Here is a 15,997-nt window from a genome sequence, read left to right on the forward strand (position 1 = left end):
CCTGTTCTCCATGATGCCGCCGCTCAGGCGGTTTTCAGCACGTCGGCGATCAGGACACGCTCACCGTCTGCGGGGAGATCGGTCTCGACGCCGCGCTCGACCGTGTCGCTGTAGAGCAGCGTCGACGGCTCGGAGAAGCCCGCGGCCAACCGCAGCCGTCCTCCGACGAATTGTGCGCCGGTGACGCGCGCGTGGTTGATGCCCGCGCCGATGTCGACGTGCGCCGCGCCCTTCGGCACCGTGGAGGTCACACCGCTCAGCCGCCAGGTGATCACGCCCGCGCCGCCGGCCCGCGACAGCATGGCGCCCTCGCCGCGCTCCGTGCTCAGCTCGACACCCTCGAGCACGATGGCCTGGTCGCGCACCGCGGTCGCCGTGAGCACGACGTCACGGACCGTGCCGCCCCGGATGGTCACCCTCGACCCGCCGAGCTCGGCGGGGGCGCCGGTCGCCGGACCGCTCAGCCGGCAGTCGACGAACTCGACCGCTCCGGATCCCCGAGCCTTCATCCCGTCGATTCCGGTGATCGTGCAGCGTGCGAAACTCACGGGGACCGTGACGGGGGTCTGGATGAGCACCTGGTCCTTGGGGAGCGCGAAGGTGCAGTCCTCGATGGTCGTCGGCCGCGACGACCTGGTCGATCGCTGGCCGATGGCCAGCAGCCCCGCGGTGCACCCTCGCAACTGGGCGCCGTCGGCGTTGATCGTCATGGTCGCCTGGGGGTCGAAGGTCGATCGCCCGATCACCCGGACGTTCTCGAGCGTCAGGTCGCTGATCTTGGTGCCCGCGACGAACCACGAGCAGACGTGGTCGCGTATCGTGATGCGCTTGGCGGCGGTGCCCCATTGCGCGCCGGAGTTGGCGATGTCCATCAGCCCCGAGCACCCGATGAAGGTGAGGTCGTGCTCGTACTGACCGTGCGTGGTGAACGGGTTCCCGCCCTGGTCGTCACCGTCGCCGTGGCAGTTCTCGACGATGCAGTACGCACTGGCGGTCAGATCGTTGAGATGCCGCGCGTTCGACGATGTGCAGTCGCTCACCCGTCCGTAGAGGCTGTAGATCTGCTGCGTGAGGTAGCCCGCGCCGCCGTAGAAGACCGTGGGCGGGTTCTCGACGGAGCAACGTTCTGTCGTGAAGTGCGTGTTCCACCGCCGCATGATGACCGGCCACCAGGTGCGACTGGCGTGCACGTCGGCGACATCGCAGTGGATCGCGTACTCGAAGGCGATCGGGTGCGATCCGGTGAGCTCGCGAGAGTCCGGGAAGGAGCCGTCCGTCGGTCCGTCGAAGGGACCGGCCCCGAGGAACCGCATGTTCGAGATGCGCACGCCCTCGACCGGATCCATCCGACGCCAGATGAGCTTTCGCCCCGTGTCGAGCGGCCAGCCGTTCAGGTAGTCGATCCGGATGTGCGTTCCGTCGATCTGCTGCGTCACCCGGACGAATCGCTGGATCTCGCGCTCATCGGCTCCGCCTCCGGCGACCGTGTCGCACTGTAGCGCCCACCAGGAGTCCACGGGGAACGCCGCCGCATCAGGCACAGTCACCGCGTCCGTCAGCTCGGGCCAGGCCTCTGCCAGGCGGTGCTCGACCACCACGTCCCGCGACACCCCGGTGAAGAACATCACCGCACCGAAGGGGTTGTCGTGGGTGTTCGCCTCGATCCCGTCCGTCGTGATGACGTGGCCCCCGAAGTCGATCTCGATGTGGGAGCGGGTGAAGCGATGCCGTCGCTGGAACAGCAGGTCGGTGCTCGCCGCGATCCGCTTGACGCGGACGTCGTTCACCATCGCGGCGAGCGCGTCATCGGCCGCCGTCTCGGGCCCGGTGATGCCGAAGACCCGGAAGTCGACGGTGCCGTCGTGCTGCAGCAGCCATCTGCTGCCGCGCTTTCCGGCGATCACCGTGCCGCCGTTGGCCTCGATGTCCGCAGCCTCGACCCCCACGTAAACGAGCAGTCCGGCGTCGCCGGGCGTCCGGTAGCCGGCGACGATCGCCACCTCGCCGTCGCGCGCACGGCGCCGGGACAGCTCGGAGACCGAGTCCGCCCTGGTGATGTCCTTCGCCCCCGCCGCGGTGGGAGCCGCCTGCGCGGGTGACGCAGCGGCCAGGGAGCCGGCCGCACCGAGCGCGACCGCACCGAACCCCGCCACGAGGGCGCGTCGACTCGCCGAACGCACACGCGCATCCGCATCGCTGCGGGACATCACCGCACCCCGGACTTCGCGTCTGCGGCCAGCAGCGCTTCGGCCGGAACCGTGAAGTCCGCCCGTCGGCTGAGCGCGAAGGCGATGGTCGCACCGAGCAGCGTGAGTCCGGCGATCAGGAGCAGACCCCAGATCGCCGACCCCGTGGTCTCGCTGATCCAGCCGATCGCGTACGGACCGGCGAATCCGGCGAGGTTGCCGACCGAGTTGATGAAGGCGAGTCCGGCAGCCGCCGCCGTGCCGGTGAGCACCATGGGCGGCAGACTCCAGAACAGCGGCGTCGTCGAGAACAGCGCCGACATCCCGACGCACAGCGCCGCGAGCGCGAGGACCGGCGTGCCCTGCGCCGCGACCGCCGCGATGAGCGAGAGCGCGGTGATGGTGAGCGTGATGCCGATCTGCAGCGGGATGTTGCCCTGTTTGCGGGCGGCACGCTCCCACGGGAGCATGACGAGCGTGGCGCACAGATTCGGCAGCGCGACGATCCACCCCGTCGTGGAGTTGGAGAAGTCGCCCATGCTCTTCACGATCGTGGGCAACCACATGCCGAGCCCGTACGCACCGAACACCACACCGAAGAACAGCACGATCAGGGTCCACAGGCGTCCGTTGCTGAACACCTCGCGCAGGCGCAGACGCCCGTGCTTCTGCTCGGTCGCCGCTGTCTCGGCCGCCAGGGTGTCGTTGATCCACCGCTGCTCGGTCGGGTCGAGCCAGCGCGCATCCTGCGGACGGTCGGGCAGCCAGAAGAAGACGACGAAGGCGAGGAGCACAGCGGGGAGGCCCTGCAGGAGGAAGACCAGCTGCCAACCGTCCAGACCCCACATGCCGTGGAGCTCGAGCATCCAGCCGGAGAGGGGCGCGGCGACGGCGTTCGCGATCGGGTTCGACAGCACGAACACTGCGAGCACCTGGGTGCGGTACTGCCGCGGGAACCAGAGCGTGAGGTAGAGGAGCACGCCGGGGAAGAAGCCGGCCTCGGCGATGCCGAGCACGAACCGGGCGATCGCGAACTGGGTGGCATCCTGCACGAAGGCGGTGAGGGCGGCGACGAGTCCCCAGGAGACCATGATGCGGGCGATCCACTTACGGGCGCCGAAGCGCTCGAGCAGGAGGTTGCTGGGCACTTCGAACAGCAGGTACCCGATGAAGAAGATGCCGGCGGCGAACCCGAAGGCGGCCTCGGTGATCTGCAGTGCCGCCGTCATCTCCAGCTTGGCGAAGCCCGCGTTGTTGCGGTCCATGTAGGCGACGAGGTACAGCAGCCCGAGGAACGGGCCCAGACGCCAGATCGCCTTCTTCATGGCGGAGGCTCCGACCTCCTCCGGCGTTCGCGTATCGGGTGCGGATGCGTTCCCGGCCATGGACAACTCCTTCGTCATCGTTCGAGTGGGCTTGCTATAGCATCTAGCAAATCCCTGGCCGTGTCCACTCATCCGGAAAATGCCATAGCATCGAGCGAACGAATTCGCGCCTCTCGACGAGACGGAACCGCGGATCGAGAAGGGCACCGAATGCGCAGCGTCTCGGATCAGAACATCGCCGAACAGGTCGCAGACGAACTGCGCGCGGCCATCCACTCCGGAGAGCTCGCTCCCGGCGAGCGCCTGGTCGAGCGCAAGCTCGCCGACCGGCTCGGTGTCAGCCACATCCCGGTGCGCGAGGCCCTGACCCGGCTCGCCGAGGAGCGCCTGATCACCCGCGAGCCCCGCCGCGGCGCTCGTGTCGCCCAGCTGAGCGCGCAGGACCTGGAAGAGATCTCCAGCCTGCGGATCGTGCTGGAGCAGTTCATGGCGATCCGTGTGCAGGAGCGATGGAGCGAGGAATCCGCCGCCCGGCTCGGAGCCATCATCCAGGACATGGCGGATGCGGCCCCCGGCGACATCGACGAGGTGCTGCGCCAGGACCGCCTCTTCCACGAGACGCTCGCCGATCTCGCCGAGCACCGCTTCCTCGACGAGCTGAGCGGACAGTTGCGCGGCCGGATCACCGGATTCCTGCATGCCGCCAACGCGGCCCTCGACCCCGCGGAGCAGGAGGAGCACGTGCGCAGCCACCAGCAGATCGTCGACGCCATCGCGAGCGGCGACCCCGAGCGCGCGCAGGCCGTGATCGCCGAGCATGTGACCAGGGCCGTCGAGCGCATCACCCCCACGGCCGAGTGATCCGCGCCGTGACCCCGCAGACGATCGTCCTCACCGGAGCCTCCGACGGGATCGGCGCAGCGGCCGCCCGCCAGCTCGCCTCCTCCCCGCATCGCCTCATCCTCGTCGGCCGGTCGGTCGAGAAGACCCGCGCCATCGCCGAGGAGACGGGCGCTGCGTGGTTCACCGCCGACTTCGCGCGCCTCGACGACGTGCGAGCACTGGCCGCGAAGATCAGCGATGCCGTCGGCGACAGCGGCATCCACGTGCTGGCGAACAACGCCGGCGGCATCTTCGGGGATCAGACCCCGACGGTCGACGGCTTCGAGAAGACCATGCAGGTCAACCACCTGGCGCCGTTCCTGCTCACGAACCTGCTGCTCCCCCACGTGCTGAAGGCCGAAGGCGCGGTCATCAACACCTCCAGCATCGCCCACCGCCTGTTCGGACATCTCGACGTGGACGACCTCGACAACCGCCGCCGCTTCAGCCCGAACAAGGCCTACGGCGATGCCAAGCTCGCGAACGTGCTGTTCGCCAAGAGCCTGCACACGAAGTTCCACGCCCAGGGGCTGAGCGCGGTCGCCTTCCACCCCGGCACCGTGCAGACGAACTTCGCGTCCGACTCGTCGAGCATCATGCGGCTGCTCTACCGCACCCCGCTCAAGCACCTCATGCTCATCGGTGCAGACAAGGGCGGTGCGACACTGCGCTGGTTCATCGAGGGAACCCCCGGTGCGACCTGGTTCTCCGGCGCCTACTACGACGAGCGCCAGCTGACCACGAAGATCAATCCGCAGGTGAACGACGCCGCCCTCGCCGAGGCCCTCTGGCAGCGCAGCGCCGAGCTCGTCGGCATCCCTGCCACGTAGCCCGAACGCATCGAACGGCCCCGGCTCGCCTGCCCGGTTCGCGTTCCCCGGTTCGTCTCCCCGGAGTGCGCACCTGTCGGGAGATCTCACGGATGTCGGACCGGAACAGGCTTTCCGGTCCGACATCCGGACACCCTCCCGACGGACGCACCTCCCGACGGATGCACCTCCCGACGGATGCACCTCCCGACGGATGCTCCGCCCCGGAGGCCCGCGCCCGGGAGAGCGTCAGACCACGAGATTCGCGGTATCCACCACACGCGGGCCCGCGGCGGGGAAGGCCGTGCGGGTCACACCCGACTCGACGTTGCCGGTGTGCAGCAGCGTGGACGATGCGCCGAACGCGGCATCCGCCAGCTCGATCGCGCCGCCTTCGAAACGGTTGCCGACGGCGCGGTAGTGGGTCGCGCCCTTCGTGACCGCGACATGCGTGGCCGACCCCTCCGCACGGAAAGTGCTGTCGGACAGCGTCAGGTGCAGCTCGCCGTCGCCGGCGCGCGAGACACCGGTGCCGCCCTTGATCGCGACATCCGACCCCGCGATCTCGACCGCCTGCCGCTCCCCTCGTGCCGCGGCGATGCGGGCGTTGCGGAGCGTCGATCCCTCGAACCGCAGCCGCTCCGACGATGTCACGACCGGCGCCGCGTCGTCGGCGGCCGTGAGCGTCGAGCCGCGGAACGTGACTGCTCCGGCCCCCGCGATCTTCATGCCGCCGACCCGGTCGAGCACGGTGTCGACGAACGTGACCGGCGTCTTCACCGTGGCGTTGGTGAGCTCCCCCGGTGCGACGAAGGTGAAGTGCGAATCGGCGATCACGGTCGGTCGCGCGGAGTTGTCCGAGGCCTGCGTGATCACGAGGGTGTCGGATGCCGTGCAGCCGCGCAGCTGCGCGCCGTCGGCGTTGATCCACAGCATGCCCGATCCCGCGAGCGACGGCTTGCCGATCACCTGCACGTCTTCGAGGGTGAGGTCGGTGATGCGCACGCGGGCGACGAACCACGAGCACACGTGCTTGCGCACCGTGATGCGCTTGGCCGCCGATCCCCAGGCCGCCCCCGAGTTCGCGAAGGTCATCAGCCCCGAGTTGCCGGTGTATGTGAGGTCGTGCTCGTACTGTCCGTGCGTGACGAACGGCCCCTGGTCGTCGCCGTCGCCGTGGCAGTTCTCCACCAGGCAGTAGGCACTCGCGGTGAAGTCGTTCAGGTGCCGGGCGTTCGCGGTGTGGCAGTTGGCGACGTATCCGTAGAGGCAGTAGATCTGCTGCGTCAGGTAGCCGGCCCCACCCCAGGTGACCGAGGTCGGGTTCTTCAGCATGCAGCTCACGGTCGAGTAGTACGTGTTCCACCGGCGCTGGATCAGCGGCCAGAAGGTGCCGGTGCCGTCGATGTGGTCGACGTCGCAGCGCACCGCGTACTCGAAAGCCAGCGGGTGCGATCCGGTGTACTCGTCGGTCCCGGTGCCGAGGAACTTCAGGTTCGACACCGTCACGTCATGCACCGGAACGACGCGACGCCAGGTCATCGTGCGGTCCTTGCCGAGCGGCCAGCCGTTCTTGTAGTTGATGCGGATGTGCGTGCCATCGACGATCTGCGTGACCTGCACCATCCGCTGCAGCTCGCGCTCCCAGCGGCCCGACAGCGCGTTCACCTCAGCGGCGTACCAGTCGCCGACCGCGAAGAACGAGGAGTCGGCGACCGGGAAGATGTCACCCAGATCGGGCACCACCTCGCCGAGCTTCGCCTCCTGCACGGCATCCGTCACCTCGCCGCGGAAGAACATGACCGCCGCGAAGGGGTCGTCCTTGCCCGCATTCTCGATGCCGACGGTCGTCATGAGGTGCCCGCCGAAGTCGAACGCGATGTTCGACCGCGAGAACCTGTGGCGACGCACGAAGTTGAGGGGGCTGTGCCCCTCGATGCGGTGGATGCTCGCATCGTTCACCATGGCGTCGAGCGCGTCGTCGGCGTTGACGCTCGCATCCATGATCCCGAACATCCGGAAGTTTACGACCCCCTCGTGCACGAGCACCCATGCCCCGCCCTTCGGAGCGGCGAGCACGGTGCCGCCGTTCGCCGCCGGAGCGTTCTTCTTCACGAAGCGGTACAGCCCGCCGCCCCCGTCACCGGCCGCGGCGTATCCGGTCGTGCGGACCAGATCGCCGTCCTTGCCCTTGCGTGTGACGAGATCGGTCGCCGTGCCGCCGTTCGCCACAGACGAGGAGCCCGAGTTGCCCTGCGCGACGATCGGGCCGGCGGCCTGCGCGGGGGTCTGCGCGCTGACGGCCGCCACGCCGCCGATGGCTGCCGCTCCGAAACCGGCGAGCAGCATGCGTCTGCTGCGCAGAGCGGCGGTGTCGGTCTTCTCCTGCGGGGTCGTGCTCGTCTTCTGGGTCATGCTCATCCTCCTTGCGGCGTCATCGCCGCGGTCAGGCGTCCGGTCGTTCGGCCGGGCCGCATCATCCGATCGATCCCCAGTCCCCAGTGCTTTCTCCGAGCGGGTCGCTCAGAAGTAGTCGCCCGCCGTGAAGTGGCGGATGCCGCGCAGCCGCGCCTCACGCCGCAGCGGACGGATCATCCCGGTGCGGTCGTCCTGCCGCACGGCCGCGGGAGCGAAGGCGCGGAGCGCGCGTTCCTCATCCTCGAGAGCGGGGACAGCGAGATCGCACGACGTCACCCCGGTGGATGCCCAGTCCGCGCCGATGGCGGAGAGCAGGTGATCGCGCGCAGCACCGCGCCCTGGGAGCACGGCGCTCTCCAGGAGCATGCCGACGTCGCCGCGGCGCTCGGCGATCGCGTAGCCGACCGGCGCCGATCCGTCGACCCGGAGGTACAGGGTCGCGCCCCTCATGCGCACCTCGGCCATCGCCCGGTCACGGTCGCCGCGCACCGGGGCCAGGACCACTCGACCTGCGCGCGAACGCTCGTAGACCTCCCGCAGTGGGCGGAGGCTCCCGAGCCCGACGGTCTCGCGCACGACCAGCCCCTCGGTCTCGGCCGACACGGGAGGGCTCCACGGCCCGACCAGGGTGCGCGGCATGGAGAAGATCTCGAACCCGCTCGAGCGATACACCTCCGGGGTGCCGGTGAACAGCAGCGCCCAGTCGGCGTCGCGCCCGGCCTGCAACGTCGCGGTGACGAGCCTGCGGGCGAGGCCCTGTCCCCTGGAGCGCTCGGCGACCGCGACGCTGCCGATCGCCTGCACCTCGGCGATGCCGCCGTCGGATTCGCGCAGCCGCTTGGGCAGACCGTAGATCGACCCGCACAGGCCCTCATCGTCTTCGGCCACGATCGTGTGGGCGAACCGTTCATCGTCGATGAGCCACTGGTCAGGCGTGAGCGCAGGGGCGAACGCGGTCGCCCACAGCGCGGTGAGCGCGGGCTCGTCCTCGACGCGCGCGGCCCGGATGCGCTGGTCGCTCATGCGTCGCCCCGCGCGATCTCGGCGGCACGGATGCTGTTCGCCACGACGCTCCGCGCCTCGTGCCAGGGCGCCACGGTCGCCCCCGCGGGCGCCGCATCGAGCAGCGCGCGGATCAGGCCGCGGAACCCGAGCTCGTCGTTCGCGTCCGCACCTCCCTCCGCACCGACATCGAGCGCGACCGAGCGGATGCCGGTGGTCGTCACCACATCCACCCCGTAGGCGTCCACACCGGGCGCGCCGGTGATCAGCACCTGCACCGGCACCTCGCGCTCCGCACCGGGCATTCGCACCATGCCCTCGACGCCGGCGGCATCCTCGGACGCCGTGGCCGATCCGTGGCGCGAGCGCGTCCAGCCCGATCCCGAGACGAGAGCAGCACCAGGCAGCAGCACGTCGAGCATCTCCCAGGCGTGCACCCCCACCGTCACCGCCGTGCCTCCGCCGCGCTTTGGGTCGTCCTGCCATGCGCGCTCCGGCAGCTGGAAGGCTGCATTGTCGTGCTGGGCGTGCACACGGAGCGCGAGCACATCGTGACCCGCGACCTCCTCGGCGAGAGCTCTGAGCGCAGGCGCGAAGCGGAGGACTGAGCTCGTGCCGACGGGGACGGAGGATGCCACGAGCGCGCGGTCGACCTCGACGAGCTGCGCAGCCGTCGCCGCCATCACCTTGTTCACGAAGACCGGAGCGGCTCCGCTGCCGAGCGCCTGCAGGAAGGGTCTGACCTCGTGCGGACGCGGTGTCGCGATGACGAGGTCGGGTCGGAGCGCCGCGAGCTCGCCGACCGAGGCCGCCGTGACCCCGCCGAAGCGTGCCGCGAACGCGCTCGCCGCTGCCGCGTCCGCATCGTGCACCCCGACGACCTCGGCGCCGAGCGCTCGGACGTTCGCGGCGTCGGTGTGCGGATGAGAGTGCGCGAGCCCGGCGAAGGCCACGCGCAGCGGCGTCCCGGTCATGCCATCGACGACAGCTGGTCGCGGGAGACGGTGTGTGCGAGGGAACGCCCCGCGGCGAAGGCCTCGACCTCGTCGGCGACGATCCGTCCCTGACGCCGTCGTCCCTGACTCGTGCCGGCCGCCCGATGCGGGGTCACCAGCGCGCCGGGCAGCGTCCGGAACGGACTGTCCGCGGCGAACGGCTCCTCGTCGAACACATCGATCGCGGCGCTGAGCCTGCCGCGCTGCAGCTCCTCGATCAGCGCGGCCTCGTCGACCAGCCACGAGCGCGCGGTATTCACGAGCCCCGCGCCGTCACGCATCAGGGCGAGCTCGCGGCGACCGATGAGGTGGTGGGTCTCGGGCAGCGTGGGAGCATGCACGGCGACGATCTGCGCGCGCCGCAGCGCCTCGTCGAGCGGCACGAGCTCGGCTCCGAGAGCCGTCGCCGCGTCGGCATCGATCGTCGGGTCGACCAGCAGCGCTTCGGCCCCGAGCGCACGGATCAGTTCGAGGTAGGCCCGCCCGGTGCGGGAGGCGCCGATCACGGCGATGGATGTGCCGAGGATCTCGCGCTGCACGCCCACGGCATCCGCGTCGTACCAGCCGTCGCCGGAGCGCAGGGCGTTGTGCATCTCGGGCACCCGGTGCAGCAGCGCGAGCGTGAACGTCAGCGACACCTCGGCCACCGGCCGCGCCATCCCCGCACCGGCCTGGGTGACCAGGATGCCGCGGTCGAACAGCTCGTCGGTCGCGAAGGGCTTGATCGTCGCACCGGTGTGCGCGATCAGTGCGAGCGCGGGCAGCGATGCCAGCACCGCGGCGTCGAACGGGCCGACGCCCCAGCTCGTGATGACGATGCGCGCCTCGGCGAGCTCCGCGTCCGCGAGGCGGTCGACACGCAGGAAGGTGCCCCCGAGACGAGCCGCGACCGCACGCAGGCGCTCCGCATCCTCGTCGGAGAAGAACTCCGTGAAGAGCTCTTCCGAGACGACCGCGACCACGGTCGGCACACTCCTCCGCGCGCTCATCTCAACCAGGCCTCGAGGTTCTCGGCGATGAAGGCGTCGTCGTTCAGGTCGGGGTAGGCGTGACGCACCCGCGCGATCTCCTCGGCCTGTCCCGGCGAGAGACCCTCCGCGGGGTCGAGGCACCAGACGCCGTCGAGCAGACCCTGCTGACGCAGCATCTCGTGCACGCCGGCGATCACGCCGTCGAAGTCGTTGCCGGGATCGAACACGGCCTGGTTGACGTCGACCATGTCGGAGGCGACGAGACCGAGTTCGCGGTAGGCCTGCGCATCGCCGGCCATCGCCCGCTGCGCGCGTTCGAGGAGAGCGACGGCGGCGCGTGTGCCGACCGCCCACTGGCCGAGCAGCCCGCCGACGAAGCGCAGCGTGCGCGCACCCGAGGGCGACTCCACGTGGAACTCGGAGAGCAGGTCGGCCACGATCGCATCGTCGTTCCCGGTGTAGAGCGCGATCTCGTCGGCGCGTCCCGAGGCCGCGACGCCGCGCACCAGCTCGAGCGTGCGGTAGCGGTCGAAGGGGGCGGCCTTGACCGCGACCACGGCCGGGATCGAGGCGAACTCGCGCCAGAAGTCGCGGTCGAGCACGGGACCGCCGATCGCGGTCTGCAGGTAGAAGCCGACCACCGGCAGCACGTCGCCCACGGCCCGGGCGCGCTCCAGCAGGGCGCGCTCGTCGGCGCCGGCCACGCGAGGGCTCACCAGTACGGCGTCGTAGCCCAGGTCACGGGCGAGCTCGGCCTCGGCGACCGCCTGAGCCGTGCCGCCGGCGACACCGGCGATGCGTACGACATCGGCGCTCGCCCGCGCGTCGAGCTCTTCCGCGGCGAGCGCGAGCACGGGCTCGAACAGGGCGTGCTCCGGATCGCGGATCTCGAACTGTGTGGTGTGCACTCCCACGGCGATGCCCCCGGCACCGGCGTCGAGGTAGTAGCGGGTGAGGGCGCGCTGGCGGCGTTCGTCGATGCGCCGATCGGCGGTGAGGGCGAGCGGATGCGCCGGGATCACGGCACCGCGGGCGAGGGTCGCCGCAGCCTCCGGTCGCAGGGTGGGAACCGCCATCAGAACTTCCCGTCCCGCACGGCCCACTTGGTCGGCTTGGCGATCATCGGTAGGCCCTTCTCGATCCAGTCCGCCTGCAACCCGATCAGCGTCTCGGCCGAGACGGACGGGTAGCCGAACAGGGCCATGCAGCGCCGGGCATCGCTGAGCAGCGCGGTGGGCTGGGGCTCGTCGACGATCGTGACCTCGCGGTCGAACAGGGTGCCGAATCGACGGGCGATCGACTCCACGCTCAGCAGCTCGGGGCCGGTGAGGTTGATCGCGAACGGAGCGGTCGAGGCGTGCACGAGGCTGCGCAGCACGACCTCGTTCGCATACCCCTGCCAGATCACGTTGACGTTGGCCGTCGCGACCGACACGGGCTGGCCCGCATGCACGGCGCTGCCGATGTCGGCGAGCACCCCGTAGCGCAGGTCGACGGCGTAGTTCAGGCGGATGATCGCGACCTTCGTACCGCGCTCCTGGGCGCCGAACTCGAAGACCCGCTCGCGCCCGAGGCACGACTGCGCGTACTCGCCGATCGGTGCGGGCTGCACCTCTTCTGATGCTCCGCCGGAGGACGCGGGCAGGAACGGGTAGACGTTGCCCGTCGAGAGCACCGAGATGGCACTGTCGCGGTAGCGGCGGGCCACCCGATCGGGCAGGGCGGCGTTGACCTCCCACGCCCACGAGGCGTTGGTCGCGGCTCCGAACTTCGCCCCGACCATGAACACCACGTTGGGGGCGTCCGGCAGCGATGCGAAGTCGTCGTTCTCGATCAGGTCGAACGGGACGACCTTCACCCCCGCGGTCTCCAGACGCTCGCGGATCGCCGCGTCACCGAAGCGGGAGACGGCGTAGACCGCGTCGCCCTGGCGCCCGGCGGCATCCATCCCGCGGCGCGCGAGCATGGCCAGCGTCGGGCCCATCTTGCCCCCGGCGCCGAGGATCACGAGGTCGCCCGCACCCCGTGCGAGGTCGTCGATCAGGCCGGCGCTCGGAGTGGCGAGTGCCTCCTCGAGCTCCGCCTCGGAAGTGAACTGGTGCTGAGTCATGTGGTGCTTTCCCTTCTTCTCAGCCCTTGATGCCCGTACCGGCCACGCCCTCCTGCACGTACCGCTGAGCGATGAGGTACGCGAGGAAGATGGGCAGCAGCGCCACGACGGATCCGGCGAGCATGGTGCTCAGCGGGACGTTCTGCTGCTGCAGCGACGAGATGCCGACGGTGAGTGTGAACATCGCGTTGGACTTCGCGATGATGAGCGGCCACAGGAAGTCGTTCCAGTGCCACAGGAAGACGAAGATGCCCAGCGTCGCCAGGATCGGCTTGCACAGCGGGAGCACGATCCGCAGGAAGATGCGGAACTCCCCCGCGCCGTCGATGCGGGCGGCCTCGAACAGCTCATCCGGCAGTCCCTGGATGAACTGCCGCATCAGGAACACGGCCTGCGCGTTCGCGAGCGACGGCAGGATCAGACCCCAGTACGTGTCGACGCCGCCGAGGTTTGCCATGAGGATGAACGTCGGGATGAGGGTGACGTGGAACGGCACCATGACCATCGCCAGGAACGACCAGAACATCACCTCCTTGCCGCGGAAGCGCTTCTTCGCGAAGGCGTAGCCGGCGAGCGCCGAGAGGAACAGCACGGCGACGACCGAGACGAGGGAGTAGATGAGGGTGTTGCCGAGCCAGCCGAGGATGTTCTGTCCCGCGAGCACCTGCTCGTAGGCCTCGAACGAGATGTCCTGGAAGGGCAGCAGGGAACCCGGGAGCTCGACGACCATGCCGGGCTTCAGGCTCAGCACGACCATCGCGTAGAACGGGAAGAAGCTGAGGATGCCGGCCAGGCTCAGCCAGATCCACCGGCCGACGATTCCCCATCCGGTGGGCTGGAGCGCACGGTAGGCGCGACGCTGCTTCGTCGACATCTTCGGCGGCGTCGCCGGTGCCTGGGTCGGAGGCTGCAACAGAGCGGTCATTTCTGCTTTCCGATCACCAGGCGCTGGATGAGCGCGACGACGAGGGTCATGATGAACAGGGCCACACCGATCGCGGCCGCGTAGCCGTAGTCGAAGTAGCGGAAGCCCTGGTCGTAGAGCATGTACACGAGCGAGTAGCTGGCGTTCGCCGGCCCGCCCTGGGTCATCACGTAGATGACGTCGAACACCTGGAAAGCGGCGGTCGTCTCGATCACCGCGAGGAAGAAGAAGGTCGGACGCAGCACCGGGAGGATGATGTACCGGAAGCGCTGCCAGGCGTTGGCGCCGTCGACCAGCGCCGCCTCCTCGAGCTCGCGGGGAACGTCCTGCAGCGCGGCGATGAGGATCATCATCCCGTAGCCGAAGCGCGACCAGACACCGACGACGACGATCGCGGGGATCACGAGCACGGTGCTGCCGAGCCAGGATCCGCCGAGCCCCAGCGGCGCCATCAGCGCCGACCACGGACCGTTCGCGGAGAAGATCCAGACGAAGATCGACCCGGCCAGCACGAGAGAGGTGATGACGGGGAGGAAGAAGATCGAGCGGAAGAAGCGCGCGCCCCGGAAGGCACGGCGCACACCCAGTGCCATCACGGTGGACAGCACGAGCGCGATCGGCACGGCGCACACCGTGTAGATGAGGGTGGTGCCCATCGCCCGCCAGAACAGCGGATCGGCGATCATGCGCTGGAAATGGTCGAGACCACGCCACGAGATCTCACCCGTGATGTCGTAGTCGAAGAAGCTCAGGGCCACGCCGGCGATGCTCGGGCCGAAGCGGAAGGCGATGAAAAGGAGGAAGGCGGGGAGCACGAACAGGAACGCGATCCGCGCCTCTCGTCGTGCGAGCACCCGGGTGACCCGCCCTGCGGGCCTCTTCGCCGTGGTTGCCGTCGTCATCAGTGATACCTCACGTGGGGGGAGTGAAGGGGTGCGGGGGCATGCGGAGTTCGGGCTCCGCATGCCCCCGATCGTGTTACTTCTTGATCAGCGGTGCCGCGGCTGTCGCGGCATCCTTCAGCGCAGCCTCCGGGGTCTTGTCCCCGAGGAGGGCTGCCTGGATCTCCGGCGCGAGCACGCCCATGAGCGCGCGGGACGAGGCGTTGAGCTCGCCCACCGTGGTGTCGGGGACGTACTTCTCGACCTCGCCGAGCAGCGGGTCGTCCGCGTACAGCGGGGCGGTGGTGCTGAGCGCCGAGAAGTAGCCGGCCGCCTTGAGGTACGGCTCGACGACGTCGGCGCCGGTGGCGTACTCGACGAACTTCGCCGCAGCATCCTGCGCCTTGGAGCCCTTGAGCACCGAGAGCGATCCGACCGTGCCGTAGGCCACGGACTCCTTCTCGGTCAGCGGCGCCATCACCTTGACGTTCTCCTCGCCCCAGAAGGGCACGACCTCGTTGACCGCGTTGTTCCAAGTGCACGCGACCTTGCCCTGGGCGACGGCGGTCTGCTCGAGCGGGACGTTGGTGGTGAGCGCCTCGGGGTCGAGAGCGCCCGCCTCGGCCAGGTCGGTGAGGAAGGTGAGCGCCTGCACGCCCTCCTTGCTGTCGAACCCGACGTCGCCGTCCTTCGTGTAGACCTCGCCACCGGCCTGCCACAGCAGCGGGTAGTACGTGAGGTTGAGGGTGTTCTCCGCGGATGCCGGGTAGTTCAGGGCGTACATGCCCTTCTCCGTGAAGGCGGGGGCCATCGCGGTGACGTCATCCCAGGTCTCGGGGTACTCGGTGACGCCCGCGGCCTCGAACGCGGCGGCGTTGCAGATGAGGGGCTGGGCGCTGGTGAGAATCGGAGCCCCGAGGATGTCTCCGTCGAGCGTGACCGACTTCTTCACGTTCGGCAGCAGATCATCCTGGCGCTCGGTGCTCAACAGATCGTTGAGCGGGGCGATCGACTTCTGGTACGCCGCGAGCTGGTCGGGGATGAGGTAGACGACGTCGGGGCCCTTGCCGGCCGCGATCGCGGTCTGGAGAGCTTCGTCGCGGTTCGCCCACGGGAAGATCTCGTACTTCACGTTGATGTTCTCGTTCTGCTTCTCGAAGTCGGCGATCGTCGAGTCCCAGAAGTCCTTGTGCACCGCCTCGTCGGCGATGACCGGGTAGAGCCAGACCGTGATGTCCTGCTCACCCTCTGCGGTGTTGCCTCCGCCGGCCGAACATCCGGCCAACAGGGTGGCGGCCGCGAATCCCGCGACGACGCCGGTGATCTTGCTGACGCGCATGGTGCTCCTTTGCTTATACCGTGCTGAGTACGGTTCATTATGACACTGCAATGGGATAATTCGTCAAGTACAAGTTCTCAGACCCGTGTTACAGCCGTGTTTCCCGTTCGAGAACATCAAAGCTTGATCTGAGAATTGGGTGTGCTAATTTGAT

At 69.2% G+C, this 15,997-nt stretch carries 13 protein-coding genes; 2 read left to right on the forward strand and 11 right to left on the reverse strand.

The genetic code is table 11. The features are described from left to right. Positions 1-23: 23 nt before the first annotated feature. Both F6W70_RS15935 and F6W70_RS15940 read right to left on the reverse strand, forming a co-directional pair. Positions 24-2,207, reverse strand: a complete 2,184-nt coding sequence (locus tag F6W70_RS15935) for a peptidase C14 (protein ID WP_151487308.1) — start codon at positions 2,205-2,207, stop codon at positions 24-26. Next, entirely contained in the window at positions 2,207-3,571 is a 1,365-nt protein-coding gene (locus F6W70_RS15940; protein ID WP_151487309.1) for an MFS transporter, read from the reverse strand. Before F6W70_RS15940 ends, F6W70_RS15935 begins: the two co-directional genes overlap by 1 nt. Before the next feature lie 150 nt (positions 3,572-3,721). On the opposite strand from F6W70_RS15940, the gene F6W70_RS15945 reads away from it, so the two are divergent. Beyond that, positions 3,722-4,372: a GntR family transcriptional regulator gene (locus tag F6W70_RS15945; protein WP_055866975.1), complete on the forward strand. Its 651-nt coding sequence runs from the start codon at positions 3,722-3,724 to the stop codon at positions 4,370-4,372. A gap of 8 nt (positions 4,373-4,380) precedes the next feature. Then, positions 4,381-5,223 (forward strand): SDR family NAD(P)-dependent oxidoreductase, encoded by an 843-nt coding sequence (locus tag F6W70_RS15950; RefSeq protein ID WP_318278925.1) that lies wholly within the window; start codon positions 4,381-4,383, stop codon positions 5,221-5,223. A gap of 228 nt (positions 5,224-5,451) precedes the next feature. Here the strand turns inward: F6W70_RS15950 and F6W70_RS15955 are convergent, their stop codons facing one another. The 9 genes from F6W70_RS15955 to F6W70_RS15995 all read right to left on the reverse strand — a co-directional run bounded on the left by F6W70_RS15955 (position 5,452) and on the right by F6W70_RS15995 (position 15,843). Next, positions 5,452-7,617: a putative phage tail protein gene (locus F6W70_RS15955; protein WP_151487311.1), complete on the reverse strand. Its 2,166-nt coding sequence runs from the start codon at positions 7,615-7,617 to the stop codon at positions 5,452-5,454. 108 nt (positions 7,618-7,725) lie between these two features. Then, entirely contained in the window at positions 7,726-8,643 is a 918-nt protein-coding gene (locus F6W70_RS15960) for a GNAT family N-acetyltransferase (protein ID WP_151487312.1), read from the reverse strand. Further along, on the reverse strand, positions 8,640-9,596 hold the full coding sequence (locus F6W70_RS15965; protein ID WP_151487313.1) for a Gfo/Idh/MocA family oxidoreductase: 957 nt from the start codon (positions 9,594-9,596) through the stop codon (positions 8,640-8,642). Before F6W70_RS15965 ends, F6W70_RS15960 begins: the two co-directional genes overlap by 4 nt. Then, on the reverse strand, positions 9,593-10,606 hold the full coding sequence (locus tag F6W70_RS15970) for a hydroxyacid dehydrogenase (protein ID WP_151487314.1): 1,014 nt from the start codon (positions 10,604-10,606) through the stop codon (positions 9,593-9,595). Before F6W70_RS15970 ends, F6W70_RS15965 begins: the two co-directional genes overlap by 4 nt. After that, a complete protein-coding gene (locus F6W70_RS15975; RefSeq protein WP_055875767.1) occupies positions 10,603-11,664 on the reverse strand; it encodes a dihydrodipicolinate synthase family protein in 1,062 nt (353 codons plus the stop codon). The genes F6W70_RS15970 and F6W70_RS15975 overlap by 4 nt, the downstream gene beginning before the upstream one ends. Then, positions 11,664-12,698: an NAD-dependent epimerase/dehydratase family protein gene (locus F6W70_RS15980; RefSeq protein WP_055875765.1), complete on the reverse strand. Its 1,035-nt coding sequence runs from the start codon at positions 12,696-12,698 to the stop codon at positions 11,664-11,666. Before F6W70_RS15980 ends, F6W70_RS15975 begins: the two co-directional genes overlap by 1 nt. A gap of 19 nt (positions 12,699-12,717) precedes the next feature. Next, a complete protein-coding gene (locus tag F6W70_RS15985) occupies positions 12,718-13,623 on the reverse strand; it encodes a carbohydrate ABC transporter permease (protein WP_047523747.1) in 906 nt (301 codons plus the stop codon). Further along, a complete protein-coding gene (locus F6W70_RS15990; RefSeq protein WP_047523748.1) occupies positions 13,620-14,525 on the reverse strand; it encodes a carbohydrate ABC transporter permease in 906 nt (301 codons plus the stop codon). Before F6W70_RS15990 ends, F6W70_RS15985 begins: the two co-directional genes overlap by 4 nt. A gap of 76 nt (positions 14,526-14,601) precedes the next feature. Next, on the reverse strand, positions 14,602-15,843 hold the full coding sequence (locus tag F6W70_RS15995; protein ID WP_017830075.1) for an ABC transporter substrate-binding protein: 1,242 nt from the start codon (positions 15,841-15,843) through the stop codon (positions 14,602-14,604). Between the last annotated feature and the right edge of the window lie 154 nt (positions 15,844-15,997).

This window comes from Microbacterium maritypicum, from assembly GCF_008868125.1.
GTDB classification, from domain to species: domain Bacteria; phylum Actinomycetota; class Actinomycetes; order Actinomycetales; family Microbacteriaceae; genus Microbacterium; species Microbacterium maritypicum.

Bases quoted from the DNA above. Each gene is read 5' to 3' on its own strand.
- F6W70_RS15985 (WP_047523747.1), bottom strand. From the start codon at position 13,623: ATGACCGCTCTGTTGCAGCCTCCGACCCAGGCACCGGCGACGCCGCCG.
- F6W70_RS15995 (WP_017830075.1), bottom strand. From the start codon at position 15,843: ATGCGCGTCAGCAAGATCACCGGCGTCGTCGCGGGATTCGCGGCCGCC.
- F6W70_RS15990 (WP_047523748.1), bottom strand. From the start codon at position 14,525: ATGACGACGGCAACCACGGCGAAGAGGCCCGCAGGGCGGGTCACCCGG.
- F6W70_RS15935 (WP_151487308.1), bottom strand. From the start codon at position 2,207: ATGTCCCGCAGCGATGCGGATGCGCGTGTGCGTTCGGCGAGTCGACGC.
- F6W70_RS15965 (WP_151487313.1), bottom strand. From the start codon at position 9,596: ATGACCGGGACGCCGCTGCGCGTGGCCTTCGCCGGGCTCGCGCACTCT.
- F6W70_RS15975 (WP_055875767.1), bottom strand. From the start codon at position 11,664: ATGGCGGTTCCCACCCTGCGACCGGAGGCTGCGGCGACCCTCGCCCGC.
- F6W70_RS15970 (WP_151487314.1), bottom strand. From the start codon at position 10,606: ATGAGCGCGCGGAGGAGTGTGCCGACCGTGGTCGCGGTCGTCTCGGAA.
- F6W70_RS15980 (WP_055875765.1), bottom strand. From the start codon at position 12,698: ATGACTCAGCACCAGTTCACTTCCGAGGCGGAGCTCGAGGAGGCACTC.
- F6W70_RS15960 (WP_151487312.1), bottom strand. From the start codon at position 8,643: ATGAGCGACCAGCGCATCCGGGCCGCGCGCGTCGAGGACGAGCCCGCG.
- F6W70_RS15945 (WP_055866975.1), top strand. From the start codon at position 3,722: ATGCGCAGCGTCTCGGATCAGAACATCGCCGAACAGGTCGCAGACGAA.
- F6W70_RS15940 (WP_151487309.1), bottom strand. From the start codon at position 3,571: ATGGCCGGGAACGCATCCGCACCCGATACGCGAACGCCGGAGGAGGTC.
- F6W70_RS15955 (WP_151487311.1), bottom strand. From the start codon at position 7,617: ATGACCCAGAAGACGAGCACGACCCCGCAGGAGAAGACCGACACCGCC.